The organism is Micromonospora sp. NPDC049081, from assembly GCF_040648835.1.
In the GTDB taxonomy this organism is placed as follows: domain Bacteria; phylum Actinomycetota; class Actinomycetes; order Mycobacteriales; family Micromonosporaceae; genus Micromonospora; species Micromonospora antibiotica.
This window is the reverse complement of sequence record NZ_JBEZEK010000051.1, coordinates 1-13,212: the sequence shown is the minus strand read 5'-3', so window position 1 is coordinate 13,212 and position 13,212 is coordinate 1. Positions and strand designations below refer to the sequence as shown.

Here is a 13,212-nt window from a genome sequence, read left to right as displayed (position 1 = left end):
AACTCTCGGGGGTAAGGCTTGGGCACAGCGACATCCTTCCAGCCCGCCACCAGGGCAAGCCATCTCAGATGTCACCTATCGGTGCAGCAGACCCCGGGTAGGACGTCGCCGTAGAACTTGGCGGTGAAGTGTGGGCTGGAGTGGCGGAGCCGGTTGGAGATGACTTTCATCTGGACGCCAGCGGCGAGGCCCATAGTGGCGGCACCGTGGCGGAGGTCGTGGAGCCGGATGGGCGGCAGTCCGGCTTGGGTGGCGAGGTAGTGGAAGTGGTCGGTGACGTCGGCGGGATGCAGTCGCCCGCCGGTCGGGGTGGTGAACACCAGTCCGGTCCTGGTCCAGGCGGTGCCGGCGGCGAGGCGTTCGCGGTGGTGGCGGGCGCGGTGGGCGCGCAGGACGGCGACGGTTTCGGTGTCGAGGGCGATGGTGGCTTCGCTGTCGGTGGTTTTGGGGGTGTCGATGGCGGTGGCCCAGCCTTGTTGGACGAGTTGCCAGCGGACGGTGAGGGTGGCGGCGTCGAGGTCGAGGTCGTCCCAGTGCAGGCCGCAGGCTTCGCCTCGGCGGAGACCGGTGAAGGTGATGAGGTGGTAGAGGGCGTAGAGGCGGTCGTTCGCGTCGTGGGTGTGGTCGAGGAACCGGCCGGTGTGCTCGGGCGTCCAGATCATGACCGCGCTCGGGGTCTTACCGGTGTCACGCCACGTCTTGACGCGTTGCTCGGTCCAGACTGTGGGCTTGGGCGCTCGGGCGCGGGGTAGCTCGATCAGCAGGGCGGGGTTGATGTCGAGGTAGCGGTGGCGGCGCATCGCGTCGTTGAGTGCCTTGCGGAGGGTGGCGTGGATGACGTGCATCGTCCGGGGACCGACGACCCGCTGGTTCTTGACCTGGTCGCGTTTTGCCGGGTCGCGGCTGGCGCGCAGGGTGGCGATGGTGGTGTTGCGTTCGGCGATGGCTTCGTACATGGCGTCGATGTGGCCGGGGCGGAGCCGGTCGATGCGCAGGTGCCCGAGGTGCGGAATCAGGTACAGCCGGATGTGTCCTTCGTACGAGCGCAGGGTGCCTTTCTTGATGTTCTTACGCCCGGCGAGCCAGTCGGTGAGGTACTCGGCCATGGTGGGTAGTTCGGTGGGAGTGATGTCCAGGTGCAGGGTCCGGCGGACCTGGTCGGGGGTGGGCACGGGTGCGCCGGTCTTGACGGCGGTCTCGATGAGGTCGCCGGTCTTGACCATGACGTGGGGGTCGGTGGGGTCGGGGACGGCGAGGGCGGCGCGGATACGGTCGAGGATGGTGTCGGCGTCGGTTTGGGTGGGGTAGGGGCCGTGGCGCAGTGTGCGGCGGGTTCCGTTGGCGCGGGCGGGTAGGTCGATCTGCCAGTGCCATTGGCCGTGGTTGCGGGACCAGCCACCGCCGGGCCGGCGCAAATCAGGGCAGGAACGCCCCAGCCGCCGGCCCGTGGTGGTGTCGCGGCAGCCGCAGCGTTTGAACGTGGAGCCTTTCATCCGTTGTCTCCGGGGTGCTCGACGTGGTGCCGCCAGCGGTTGCGGGTGCAGTCCGCTGGTGGCGGGGTCGATGCATCCACGCTCGACACCACGGCGGGATCAAGTCGCCGACCGCCGTCGGGATCCGGGGTGGTGGGGTGGTCGAGGAGGAGGAGTCGAAGGAGGCCGGCGACGGGAACGATGATGCGGGTCCCGGCGCGGATCAGTGGCGTGGGGAAGGTGTCGGTGGCGGCGAGCCGGTAGGCCTGGGACCGGCTGATACCGAGCACCGCCGCAGCGGTGGGCAGGGTGGTGGCGGCACCGAGAGCGCGAATCCGCTCGACGGTCCACGGCACGTTGGTAAGCGTGTGGGGGCCGGCCGGTTGGGTGTGGGGGTCTGGAGTGGTGTGGGCGTTCATGGGGCGGGGTCTCCTGACTGCGGTAGAAGCGGTGCAGAGGCACGCGAGGTAGTAGGCGGGGCGGGTTCTGACGCTGTCGGCGGGGTGCTCCGGCCGGCGGGTTCGGGAGTCTGCTGGTCGGCGGGTGGGGCTGGTGGGGCCTGGTCGGCTTTGAGGATCTTCAGTAGCTGGGACGCGCGAGTGTTGGACACGGTGTGACCGGTAGCGCGCAGCGCGGTGGCCAGGGCAGCACGGGTCAGCGACCGGCCCTCGCCGGCAAGGTCCTCCTGGGCACGCCTGGCGACGAGGAGCAGGACGTCAGTGTCGGTGGGGTGGGTGGACGGTCCGCGCCGCGACGGCCGGTGCCGGCGGACCGGTCCACCGGTCCGGGGGTGGTCCGGTCCGGTGTGCGGGTGGTCGTTGCTGGTGCCGTGGACGGTCCGCGCGGGCAGACGCCGGTCTGCGGTCGGCAGGGTGGGTTGGGCGTCGGTGCGGTCCGCCGGAAGCTGGCTTGCGGTGGCGATGGGCTGGTCCGCCGGTCGGGTGGTGGACGGGTGCGTTCCGGCTGGTGGGGGTTGGGGTGGGGTGTTGGTGTAGCCGAGGGCGATCTTGACCATGACCAGGAACCCGAGCGCGGGCACGGCCGCAGCGGTCCAGCCGATCGGTGACGGCTCGGCCTCCACGACCTGCGCCGCGAGCGACAGCGTCACCGCGCAGGCCAGCACCGCCGCCGGGAATGCTGTTGAGACCTGGGCTCGTTTGCGGCGGCGCAGTTCCAGGCCGGAGGCGATGGACATCAGCTCCAGCACGATCGCGTCCGCCCACGCCAACCAGCCTGGCTGACCGTGAGCGGCGGCGACGTTGTGGACGTGGGTGAAGCTGGCCGCACCAGCCGCCCCACCAATCGCCAACATGATCACGACCTGAACGAACCCCTCAACCGGGCTCCGTCCCGGACGAGCGTCCGAGTCACCGGGTGCGGTCGTGGCCGACCACCTCCCCCGGCCGGACCACCAACACGCCCCGTCCGCCCGCGCCTGCGGACCGGACCAACGGACGGACGGTCCCCGCGTACCGGACCAGGAGCGTGGATGGCCCGGCCCGGGGCCGGTCCGCGGACCGGCCACGCGGAGGCCGGGACGATACCTCCGTCCGCTCGCTGTCAGGACTGCCCGATGCTGTCACCGGGCTGTCAGCAGCCTCCGATGAGACGCTGACAGCCCAGTGACAGAACGACCCCGGGGCCATCGCCGCCTCACACGCCGGCCGCACGATCAGGGGGTCCGGTGAAGCGATGTCGGTCATACCGCCTCCCCGGTCGAGTCACGGTCGTCGAGAACCCAGGCCGACAGGTCAGCCAGCGCGGACCGCTGTCCGCCGTCGCCGGCCACCGCCCATACCGCCTCAGCGGGACACAGGCCCGCCGTGGCGGCGTGGTCACGGGCACCGGTAGCCACCGGCACCAGCAGCGGCGTCTCGGCCCACATCCGGCGCAGGTTGCGTTCCCGGGCGGCGGAATGCAGCCAGAACAACACCGGCCACGCCCGCCCCATCGCCGCGAACCACTCCCGGTAACCGACCAGCTTCCCCGTCAACACCGACAGCGGCTCACCACCGGTGTCGTACTCCACGAAGAACGGCACCACCCTGCCGCCCGTAACCCACAAGCCGTAGCCGTCCGGACGCACCCGAGGCTGGTAGGCGCGCACCAGAGCCGGATCCCCCGGCCGGGTGAACACCCCCGACCGCCGGCACGCCGCCTCCGACAACCACTCCCCCAACCGCACATCCGGATGAGTGCGGGCGTAGCCGGCGAGGCCGGTGAAGAAGCCGTTCACCCCCAGGCGGTGCTCCAAGGTGCGACTGGACGTCCAACGGCGCCGCTCCACCCGGGAGTGATCACGCCGAGGCGGACGCTCGTCACGGCTGGCCGCGACAACCTCCGCGCCAAGCTGATCGATGACGTAGTGATACGGGTACGAGCCACCGTCAGCGCGCTGCGGACGGAACCGCGCCACCAACCGCAACCGGTACAAGATCCGCAACCGCCGCTGACAGAAATCCAGAGACGGAAACAGGGCATGCGCGACCTGGAACGACGTCAACACACCGTGGTCGTAGAGCCAGCCCAACAGCACACGGTCACGAGCCGTCAGCTGGGACTGGACCCGAAGAACCGGATCATCCACCGGTCATCACCTCCTTCCCGGTGCGGATGCCAGCCCCAGGGGGAGAGACCCGAGACCAGGCAGGGTCTGTCGCAGGACAAGCCGATAGCGCTGACAGCCGGCCAGGCCTGCGGTGTAAGACACGACAGGGGGTCCGTTCGGGCGTCCGGTTGAAGACTGACCTCAACACCGACGCCAAGCCGGACCCCGCAACGGGGACTGAGACGGGATCTGCCACCGCCACCGGCACCAAACCGAAGCGCAGAGACGAGATGCACGAGGAACAAAGCAACTCCTTGATCGAAACATGAGGAAACATCGAACGTCGGGACGCCGTAGCGGCCGCCTGCAGAAACCAAAAGACCGCGAGTATGTGCACTGTGGACTTGTCAACGAACACGTCGACCGGTGCACCGGCCGACCCGAGAACGGATGAGGGCAGCAACGACCGCCACGACCACCAGAAGGGCGGTCGCGGCAGCGGTTACAGCGGTGACAGGTGCGGCGAGCCGGGTGGCATAGCGCCGCGCCGGTAGTGGGATCGTCTCAGCCTGGGACAGATGCTCCGGGAGCCGTCGACATCACGACGGTCCGGTAGGGCGTCGACTCAACCCGCCGGAGAAACATCCTTCATGGCGAACCCCCTGTCACTCAGAACCATCGACGGCCCGCCCCTCCCGAGCCTCGAACGATCGGCGACGCTCCCGAGGGAGCGCCACCACACCGATCGATCGGACCCGGCGGGTAGGCCGCCACTCGGTCGTCTGTGTACCAGTACGCCTCCGTCGGCAGCACCATGTCAACCAGCATCACCGGCAGTCGATCATGACGCTTACGGACCCAGCTGGACGCAGTAGTACCCGCTGACCCGTACTTGTCTCGAATGGGACGGATCCCCGGCCGAAATAGGCAGAAGAATCTTGGCCAGCCGGATCGGCTGTCTCACATCATGAGAGGGCGTCCTCGCCGATAGACCGCTCAGAGCCACGTCGCCGTTCTTCCAGCCGCCGACACCGCATGCAGAGCTCGCCAGCAACAGCATGGGCAGACCGGTGAATGCGCCCCGCCCCGACAGCATCCCACCTGCAGCGCGAAGGCGTGCTCAAGCGGCACGCCTTCGACCTCGGCCTGATCGGGCAGTCCGTGAGCGGGTTCGTGGGTGAGTTCCGGTGATAGGTTGCCGGGTATACGTTCTTGATGATCCAAGCTTGTCTGGCCGTGCTCGGGCAGTTCTCGCCCGACGGTCCCGCCCCCGGATGCCGCGCATGGCAACTACCGACATCCGCTCGATGGCCGTCCTCCGCGTCGATGACCGGATCGAGGCGGCACCCGATGAGTTGATCGAGGCGATGATCGGGTTCGAGGAGCGGTTCGGTGGGCTTTGGTACCCGGTCATCGGCTCCAACGGCATGGAGTACGGCCTTGATGGTGGTGTGGTGGTCCATCGCGGCCCGCTCGGGCTGGCCTTCACCGGAATCGTGGACGGTGACTGGACCTGGGGCATCGACATCCTTGCTGACGGCCGCACCGCCATGGGACCCGGCCAGTGGTCCTACCGCGTGATCGACCGCTCCGTCGACCAGCGTCTGGAGAGCCACGCCATGCTCGTGACGGTCAGCGGCTGGTTCCATCGGACGTTTACCTGCCACACGCCGCGCGAGGTGGTCCCGGTAGTGGACGAGCGGCGTCTACCGCAGCGCGTGCCCGAAGCGACCGGCCCGACCGAGTCCTGGTGGCTGGACGACGACGCCGGTGTCGCTGTCCAGGCCCAGCTCAGCGCCTGGCCACACGACCGAGACGTGTGGACCATCCGGTACTTCACCCGGGCACCGGCGCAGACCGCCGACGCAAACCCCGTCGTCTTCGGAGCAACAATCCACGAGACCGTACCGACGCTGTGGTGCGCATTGTGTTCCCATCAGGTCGGACCGGGAGGCACCTGCCACCGTCCACGTCCCTGAACGGTAAGAGTGGAACCGCGGGTCCTTGTGCCGAGCCTTCCGGCCACGAATAGACCAAGGTACGCGGTTGTCTACCTGGCGACCTACCGCCAGCAACCGCTCTGCCGCAGACCACGCATGCTGCGCAGCGACGCCACAAACCCGATCGAGCACGCCTTCGGTCCTGCCGATGTCAGCTCGTGTTCGACGCCTCGATGATGGTGGCCGTTCCTACCATGGGCCGACCCTCGTGCATCGTGATCGTCATGCCCGGCTGTAGGTGCCTCCAGAGGGCTGGGGACAGCGGGCCAAGGCGGACCGACCCGGTGGCGCCTGGTGGCAACGTCGGCGTCGACTCCACCCAGATGCGTGCCACGAGCAGATCGGGATCGCCCGCGGCCGTGCGCCTGCCGACATCCCACAGCGGTCGGAGGACGCCCTTGCCCGGGATCGGCGTTCGCCGCCCGCCTTCGGCGGGCGACAGGAGCCGCAACTCTGCGCGGACAATCCCGTGGATGCTCTCCCACCGACCCCAGCGGCACCACGCGGCGGAATCAGAGAGCCCCATCAGCCCGGCGCTGTCGATCAGCAGATCCCACCAAGCGGTGGGCGGTCGCCAACCCGTGTCGAGGTCCGCAAGGAGGTCGAGCGCGACCTCCCACTCGTCGTGGTCAAGGTACTCGCGGACGTCCACCACCGTCACGCCGGCCTCATTGACGACATCAGCGGGGACCATGGCCGCAGCACGGGCGAGCGCATCGGCAACATCCACCTGCGGATTATTCAACGTCGTCGCAGCATCAGCGTGACATCTCCCACCCACGCTCGGATCTGCCGCCCCGGATGTGACAACCATCGGGCGGCGCGTTCGAGCCGGTCAGCTCACACGAGCCTGTCGAGGTAGCCGACGTCCGTGGAACCCGACGCGACGCGGACCCGATACCCCCAGTGCCGGAGGACCTGGGCGACCTTCGCGGCACCGGCCGGATTAGCGGAGTGGACGTTGATGACGCCGACGTCAAAGGGGCGATTGTCGAAGGCAGCCCGCTCCAGAACCTCCACGACCGGCCAGATCGTATCGCCCCCACCGAGGTCGTGGTCCAGCCACAGCTCGTCCAGTTGCCGGTCGCGATACCGATCGAGGAGTTCCACTCCGGCGGCGCTGGTGCGGGCCACCGCCGCGCAACGGCCATCCACGAACGAACGGAGGTCATCGACCAGGACGATCGTTCGACGGGCATCCACGCGATGATGATGCCTGGCACCGTCATGATCTGACATCCGGATTTGCCGCGACGAGAGCGGGAGCCTTTCGTTGTAGGGGCTGCGGGCTGCCATCATCATGGTCTGTCATGAGGTTCGAGACGCTCGTCATCGTGGAGGTGGTGGGTCGGCCGGCAAGCTACTCGTCGGCAGCCGAGCCTGCGTGGAAGGCCGCGGTCCGCGAGGCATTCACCAGGAGTGGCTTGGGGCCTTGGACGGAGCGCTTCTCGGTTCTCGTCGAGTTTCGTACGCCAGAAGCGCGCAACGCCAACGAGGTGTGGGACCTCGACAACCTGATCAAGCCGACGTTGGATGCGATGGAAGGCGTCTTCGGGCTTCGAGAATGGCGCGGACCAGCGCAAGCGGCCGACGACCGCGTCGACCATCTCGAGGCGACCAAGCGCACCGTTCGCAGCGACGAAACGCCCGGCGCCCGGATCGAGGTAAGGCGCTTGGTTCAGTAGCGGGGGGACGCACGGACTTACTGCCGTTGGCTGGGCCCGGCGGGGAAGCCTTGCCGCATCACGCTACGTGGCGCTCGTACCATGCCGCCCTCTCACCACAGGCCTACGTGTGGTGATTCGGGGTGTCGAGGATCAGCAGGAACCGGGCTTTGACGTTGCTGTCGGCGAGCGTGAGCGTCTCGTCCAGAGCGGCTTGTGTGGCCATCGTCGGTGGCGGTGTGGGCGTGTGGTGGTGTTCCCAGCCGGAAACCGTCTCGGGCGATACCCCGAGGTGGCGGGCGAAGTCGGGGACGGTCATCCGGAGCGCCTCGCGTAACGCGCGGGTCTCGTGTCCGGTCCACCGGCCGACGACCACCGTCCCACACCCACAGTCAGCCGTCGCCGCGTGAGTGGTCCGGGTGGCGGTCCGGCCGGCGCGTCGGTGGCGTTCCTCGTCCCGCGCCTGCGCCCGCTGGGCGTTGAAGTCCCGTACCAGTGCAGCCATCTGGTCGAACGCCGCCAGCAGCGCCCCTTGTGCGTCGACCGCCCGGTCAGCGTCCTGCCAGAACCGACGAACGCTGGTGTCCCGGCCGATCTCGGCGTTGGCGACCGAACTACGGGAGTAACAGATGCTCTTGGCGAGCTGCATCTGCGTCAGCCCCTGCTCGGCACGCCACGCGGCCAACCGCCGACCGAGGTCCCTGCGCGCCTCGGCCACCTGCTGCTGACTGATCAGCCCCGGAAAGCGCAAACCCGACGAACTCCGACCGTCCACGGCCGGCTGCGTGACCCGCACATTCGTCATCGGTGCCGCCGGTCCGAAGGACGGGACACCTGGCAGAGGCTTGTCGTAGTCGAGGGCACACTCGGTCGAGCCGCGAGGCGGTCCCGCCTGACATCCGACGGTTCGATCATCACTTCGACGGGTCCCGCGAGGACCGCGACAGCGCCGGTCGCGTCGTCGTGACGGACCAGCGCCGTGACAGTCTCGGCGTGGACGTTCACGGTCACCCGCACCGCCGCCGCTCGGGGCATGATGACCGGACCAGCCGCGATCACTACCGAAACCGGGCGGCCCGGGTCGACACCGGGGGGTGAGGTCCAGTTAGCTTCTGGTCCTGGTTTCTCCGGGCTCGCTTCAGGATCCTTGGCGTGTCCCTGGATGATGAAGAAGCCGAGATCAGCGTTGGTCGTCATACCGAGGACTTCCCGCAACGCCGTGCGGTACGGCTCGAACGGCCACCGGTGCTCCCCTCGTTCGAGCTTGCCGATGTAGCGGGCGTCAACGGCGCTGCGGCATCCTCCGTGCGCGTGGGTGTGGGCGTTGACCGCGTCAGCCAACTCCTGTCGGGACATCGGCCGCCCCGAGCCGGACGGAGACGGCAGCGCCAGCCGAGCCGCGCGAAGCAGGTTGTTCGGCCCTGGGTGATAGGCCACGACGTCGTTCTCCCGATGTGTTCGTGTGCTGTGCAGCGGGCGACCGGCAGGGCATGAGAACCGGGCATGTCACCGCTTGCGCACGGTCAGGTGGAGATCCTGAACGGCCAGGTGGGTGAGGTCGGGTAGCTGGTCCTCGTCGAGGGTGGCCCCGTGCAGGTTGCCGAGCCCGGTCTTCAGGTCGTGCAGGCCGTTGCCTCGCAGGTCAGCGCCATGGAGGTGGCAGGAGTCGAGTTCCAGGCGGGCCAGTTGGCAGGACCGCAGGACGATGTTGGGGAGGCGGCAGGACGACCAGGTGGCGTCGGTGAGAAGGCAGTCCACGAAGGCCACGGCTCCGGCTGCGGCGACCCGGGTGAACGACGCGTAGTCGAAGCGGCATCCCTCGAACAGCACGTCCTTCAACCGAACATCGGTCAGGCGGGTGCCGGTGAACCGCGAGCCCGTGACGGCACAGCGCTCCATACTGACGCCGGAAATGGTGGTGCCGGAGAAGTCGGTACGGGTGATCTCGCAGCCGAAGAGGGACCCGCCCTCCCAACTGATCTCGCTCACGTCGACACCGACGAGCCGGCTGCCACGGATGGTGACGCCGTCCAGGGTGACGCCACGCCACAAGGCATCCTCGATGGTGGCGTCGCTGAGGTCGTCGGTCGGGTCGCTGACGGTGTCGAGATCGTCAGGGTCCAGTTCCGGGAGCAGTATCCGCAGCTCGCCGACTGTCGTGGTCCGCATTTGTTCCTTTACCTGTTCCGAGGGGCGGTGCGAGGCGGGCCGGCCGCCGCACCACCCGAGTGTCGGGAGTTCGCTGTCAGCGCTTCTTCTTGTCCCAGTTGTCCCAGCCCGGACGGCTATCAAATTTGCCACGGTTGTCCCAGGTGGGCCGATTGTCGAACCTCGCGGCGTCGATCGACGCTACCGCCTGAGACGGTGCGACACCGAGACTGTCGAGGTGGTGCGGCGGAGCGTTGACGAGGGCGGCGAGCGCGGCGGTCATGCTGGTCCTCCGGTCGGGGTGAGATGGTCCGCGGTGGCGCGGACGAGGGCCTGTCGGGTGGTGCGGCAGAAGCTGGTCTCGCGGACGGTGAACGGGGTCTGCTGCACCGATCGGTGCAGCAGACCCGTATCAAGAGCGGGCCCAGTCGCTGCGGTTCGAGCATCCCTGCTTTGGTAACGCGCCATTCGCCAGGGGCGAGCCCGTAGGGTCTGTCGCGTGGCCGAGACACGGACCGAACCCGACCTCTCCTACATCGCCAGCGTGACGCGGGTCCGCGCTGCCGCCGGCGTGATCCTCCGGGATCAGGCCGGCCGGGTGCTGGTGGTCCACCCGACCTACAAGGAGGTGTGGGAAGTTCCCGGCGGAATGGTGGAGCCGGACGAGTCTCCGGCGGATGCTTGTGTACGCGAGATCCAGGAGGAACTGGGTCTTCCAGTGCCCAAGGGAGCGCTGCTGTGCGTCGACTGGGTGCCGGCGAGCCCACCGTGGGACGGTGGGCTCATGTTCGTCTTCGACGGAGGCGTACTGACAGCGGACCAGATCACGGCGATACGACTGTGCCCGGACGAACTCGACCGGTTCGACTTCGTCGAGCCGGAGCGCCTGGGTGAGGTGTTGATCCCACGGCTGGCTCGGCGGGTTGCCGCGGCCGTCGCCGCGATCGGGCATGGCGGTGTCTACCTCGAAGATGGAGTCACCGCCTCAAGCAGGTAGTCGGCCGGATTGAGCCGTGGACGCGGCGCTCGTGGCAGGTCGGACACAGCGAAACTCCCGAAGGCCGCCGAGCCCCGCTGGGGACACGATCTCGACAACACAGCAATCGGCAACTGCTGCCTGTTCCACCTCGACTCACTTACCGAACTTCTTGAGCGGCCGACTGGAGTAGGCGGTGCGGAGGCGGCAGCAGCCGATGCGGCTCGGGTGTCTTCTACCAGTCGATTGGCTTGCCGTCGGCGAACAGGCCGCCGGTCGGCCCGTCGGGTGGCAGGGTGGCGAGCCACACGGGTGTTTCGGCACCTTCCTCGGGCGTTCGGTCGGTCTCTCCGTACGCCAATCTGGTGTTCATGCGTCCCGGTGAGCATGCGTTGACCAGGATGCCGGTGCCGGCGAGTTCGGCCGCGAGGACCCGGGTCAGCGCGTTCAGAGCCGCCTTGGACACGCGGTAGGAGACGTTGGTGTCGCCCATGGTGGCGAGTGAGGCGAGGTGGCTGCTGATGTTGACGATGCGGCCGTAGCCGTTCTTCTTCATCTCCGGCACGGCGGCGGCGCAGCAGCGCCACGCGCCCAGGAGGTTGGTGTCCAGGGCGCTGCGGACCCGCTCGAAGTCGGGGCTCGCCGCTGTCTGGCCGCGGTCGATGGCGATACCGGCGTTGTTCACCAGGACGTCCAGCCGGCCGTGGCGCTTTGCGGTGTCGGCGAAGGCACGCGCCACGCTGGCCGGGTCGTTGACGTCGAGTTGGTGTGCGCTGGCGGATAGTCCGTCCCTCGTCAGGTCGGACACCACGTGGTCAACGGAGTACCCGTTTCGGCCAGCGAGCACCACGTGCAGGCCTTGCTCGGCCAGGTTGCGGGCGATGGCTGCGCCGAGTCCACGGTTGGCGCCGGTCACTACGGCGACCTTGATGTCGTCAGCCATGGTCAGACCCCCAGGGTGGCGAGCTGGTCATCGAGGGAGCGAGCGCGCGGGTCGGCCTTGGTGAACGGGAGCCGTTGCCGTGCTCGAACGACGCGGCGCATGTTCCGTTCTGATGGGGCCTCACGGATCAGTGGTATCGCCTCCGCGACGAGCGATGCCGCGTGGTCGGCGTCTCCGAGTTGCGTCTGCGCCGACGCGCGGCGAATCACGTATGTGGCCCGGTCGCGCACCTTGGTGGCTGGAACCAACCGGAGCGTACGGCTGAAGTACCTGTCGGCTTCTTTCGATCGGCCCAGATCCAGGTAGCAGGTCCCGACCTGGGCGTTGAACTCGGATTCGTCGAAGTACCCAAGATAGGCGGGCTCCGGGTCGGTCGATGTTATGCGATCGAACTCGACGTCGGCCTGTTTGAGGAGACGTTCGCATGCTCGGCTGTCGCCGATCGCTGCGTGAGCCCTGGCCTCCCGTAGCGCCAGCATCGCGGCAGCGCGTGGGGTCACCCCTTTGGCACCCTCGTGGGCGCTACGCGCCAACTCCAGTGCCTCTCGGGGGCTACCGAAGTCGTAGCACTGCAGGCTCATCGATTTGAGGATGTTGGCTCCCAGCAATCGGTCGGCGGCGGCGTGTGCGGCGTGTAGTGCGGCAAGCCAGTAGCGCTGCGCCGCTGCGTGCAGGCCAGCGTCGAACGACGCCCAGCCGGCCATCCTGCCGAGTTCTGCCGCCAAGGCGTACAGTCGCTGACCCACCACAGCCGTGTAGGCGGATCGGTCGAGGACATCCACCACCATGCCGAGTTCGGCGTGGATGAGGGCCCGGGCTTGCTCACCGCCTCGGGTCGCCTCCAGGAAGCGTAGTCGCGGAAGGCCCTCTTCCATCCGTTCGACCAGGTCGGCGGTCACCTGGCCGCCTCGCAGGACGGCAACGAGTTCTCGGGGTTCGATGGTCAGCCACGCTTCGGCGATGCCGGCCAGGGGCATGCCTGTGATCTTCATGAAGGCACGGCGGTCCACGTGTGCGTACTCCAATGCGTTGACGAGTGCCTGCAGTCCGCCCGACTGGGTCCATCCGAAGGAGGTCGGGATCGGGTCACCGGCGGGAAGCCACTGCGGCCATGGTGCCTCCCATACGCGCTCCTGCGGAATGTCGAGTACCGCGGCGAGAGCGAGCTGGCTTTCGAGATCGGGGACCACTCCCCAGTGCTCCCACCGCCACGCCTTCTCTCGCCGGGCGGCCATATTCCGGCTGTGCTTCGCGATCGCACTGACCACGTCCTGGTATGTCCACCCTCGTGCAGCGCGCACGACGCTGAGCGGGTGAATGAGGCGATCCCGATCGGATGCCGGTAGCTGCGACGCCATCGCTGCCTCTGTCAACGGCGGACTGGAACTGACCCCCTAACGACGGATTGGGATTGACCCCCGGTGGTCGTTTCGTGTTACTTGTCGCGGTCCTTTGCGAGGA

The 13,212-nt window shown here is 68.0% G+C and carries 15 protein-coding genes; 3 read left to right on the top strand and 12 right to left on the bottom strand.

The features are described from left to right. Positions 1–71: 71 nt before the first annotated feature. The 4 genes from AB0B63_RS32300 to AB0B63_RS32285 all read right to left on the bottom strand — a co-directional run bounded on the left by AB0B63_RS32300 (position 72) and on the right by AB0B63_RS32285 (position 4,059). Positions 72–1,493 carry a tyrosine-type recombinase/integrase gene (locus AB0B63_RS32300; RefSeq protein ID WP_357025808.1) on the bottom strand — a complete coding sequence of 474 codons (1,422 nt, stop codon included), beginning with the start codon at positions 1,491–1,493 and terminating at the stop codon, positions 72–74. Next, the gene (locus tag AB0B63_RS32295) at positions 1,490–1,828 is read right to left on the bottom strand and encodes a hypothetical protein (RefSeq protein ID WP_357025805.1); all 339 of its coding nucleotides are present in this window, start codon (positions 1,826–1,828) and stop codon (positions 1,490–1,492) included. The genes AB0B63_RS32300 and AB0B63_RS32295 overlap by 4 nt, the downstream gene beginning before the upstream one ends. 59 nt (positions 1,829–1,887) lie before the next feature. After that, entirely contained in the window at positions 1,888–2,784 is an 897-nt protein-coding gene (locus tag AB0B63_RS32290) for a DUF2637 domain-containing protein (RefSeq protein WP_357025802.1), read from the bottom strand. 387 nt (positions 2,785–3,171) lie between these two features. Continuing rightward, positions 3,172–4,059, bottom strand: coding sequence for a replication-relaxation family protein (locus AB0B63_RS32285; protein ID WP_357025799.1), 888 nt, complete (start codon positions 4,057–4,059; stop codon positions 3,172–3,174). Between the two features lie 1,244 nt (positions 4,060–5,303). On the opposite strand from AB0B63_RS32285, the gene AB0B63_RS32280 reads away from it, so the two are divergent. Next, positions 5,304–5,999, top strand: a complete 696-nt coding sequence (locus AB0B63_RS32280; RefSeq protein ID WP_357025796.1) for a hypothetical protein — start codon at positions 5,304–5,306, stop codon at positions 5,997–5,999. A gap of 172 nt (positions 6,000–6,171) precedes the next feature. Here AB0B63_RS32280 and AB0B63_RS32275 read toward each other — a convergent pair whose 3' ends face one another. Further along, positions 6,172–6,750 (bottom strand): hypothetical protein, encoded by a 579-nt coding sequence (locus AB0B63_RS32275; protein WP_357025793.1) that lies wholly within the window; start codon positions 6,748–6,750, stop codon positions 6,172–6,174. A gap of 110 nt (positions 6,751–6,860) precedes the next feature. Then, entirely contained in the window at positions 6,861–7,223 is a 363-nt protein-coding gene (locus AB0B63_RS32270; RefSeq protein WP_357025789.1) for a cyclic-phosphate processing receiver domain-containing protein, read from the bottom strand. 107 nt (positions 7,224–7,330) lie between these two features. Between AB0B63_RS32270 and AB0B63_RS32265 the strand changes: the two genes are divergently transcribed. Next, positions 7,331–7,705 (top strand): hypothetical protein, encoded by a 375-nt coding sequence (locus AB0B63_RS32265; RefSeq protein WP_357025786.1) that lies wholly within the window; start codon positions 7,331–7,333, stop codon positions 7,703–7,705. A gap of 103 nt (positions 7,706–7,808) precedes the next feature. Here AB0B63_RS32265 and AB0B63_RS32260 read toward each other — a convergent pair whose 3' ends face one another. The 4 genes from AB0B63_RS32260 to amcA all read right to left on the bottom strand — a co-directional run bounded on the left by AB0B63_RS32260 (position 7,809) and on the right by amcA (position 10,115). Continuing rightward, entirely contained in the window at positions 7,809–8,459 is a 651-nt protein-coding gene (locus AB0B63_RS32260; RefSeq protein WP_357025783.1) for a helix-turn-helix domain-containing protein, read from the bottom strand. 26 nt (positions 8,460–8,485) lie between these two features. Next, positions 8,486–9,040, bottom strand: a complete 555-nt coding sequence (locus tag AB0B63_RS32255; protein WP_357025780.1) for a hypothetical protein — start codon at positions 9,038–9,040, stop codon at positions 8,486–8,488. A 150-nt stretch (positions 9,041–9,190) separates the two neighbouring features. After that, a complete protein-coding gene (locus AB0B63_RS32250; protein ID WP_357025777.1) occupies positions 9,191–9,853 on the bottom strand; it encodes a pentapeptide repeat-containing protein in 663 nt (220 codons plus the stop codon). A 76-nt stretch (positions 9,854–9,929) separates the two neighbouring features. Then, entirely contained in the window at positions 9,930–10,115 is a 186-nt protein-coding gene (amcA, locus tag AB0B63_RS32245; RefSeq protein WP_357025774.1) for a multiple cyclophane-containing RiPP AmcA, read from the bottom strand. A 216-nt stretch (positions 10,116–10,331) separates the two neighbouring features. Here amcA and AB0B63_RS32240 point away from each other — a divergent pair, with 216 nt between their 5' ends. Beyond that, positions 10,332–10,829 (top strand): NUDIX hydrolase, encoded by a 498-nt coding sequence (locus AB0B63_RS32240; protein ID WP_357025771.1) that lies wholly within the window; start codon positions 10,332–10,334, stop codon positions 10,827–10,829. Positions 10,830–11,043: 214 nt separating this feature from the next. Here AB0B63_RS32240 and AB0B63_RS32235 read toward each other — a convergent pair whose 3' ends face one another. Beyond that, on the bottom strand, positions 11,044–11,751 hold the full coding sequence (locus AB0B63_RS32235) for an SDR family oxidoreductase (RefSeq protein ID WP_357025768.1): 708 nt from the start codon (positions 11,749–11,751) through the stop codon (positions 11,044–11,046). Positions 11,752–11,753: 2 nt separating this feature from the next. Next, positions 11,754–13,019 carry a transcriptional regulator gene (locus AB0B63_RS32230; RefSeq protein WP_357025765.1) on the bottom strand — a complete coding sequence of 422 codons (1,266 nt, stop codon included), beginning with the start codon at positions 13,017–13,019 and terminating at the stop codon, positions 11,754–11,756. Positions 13,020–13,212: the final 193 nt, after the last annotated feature.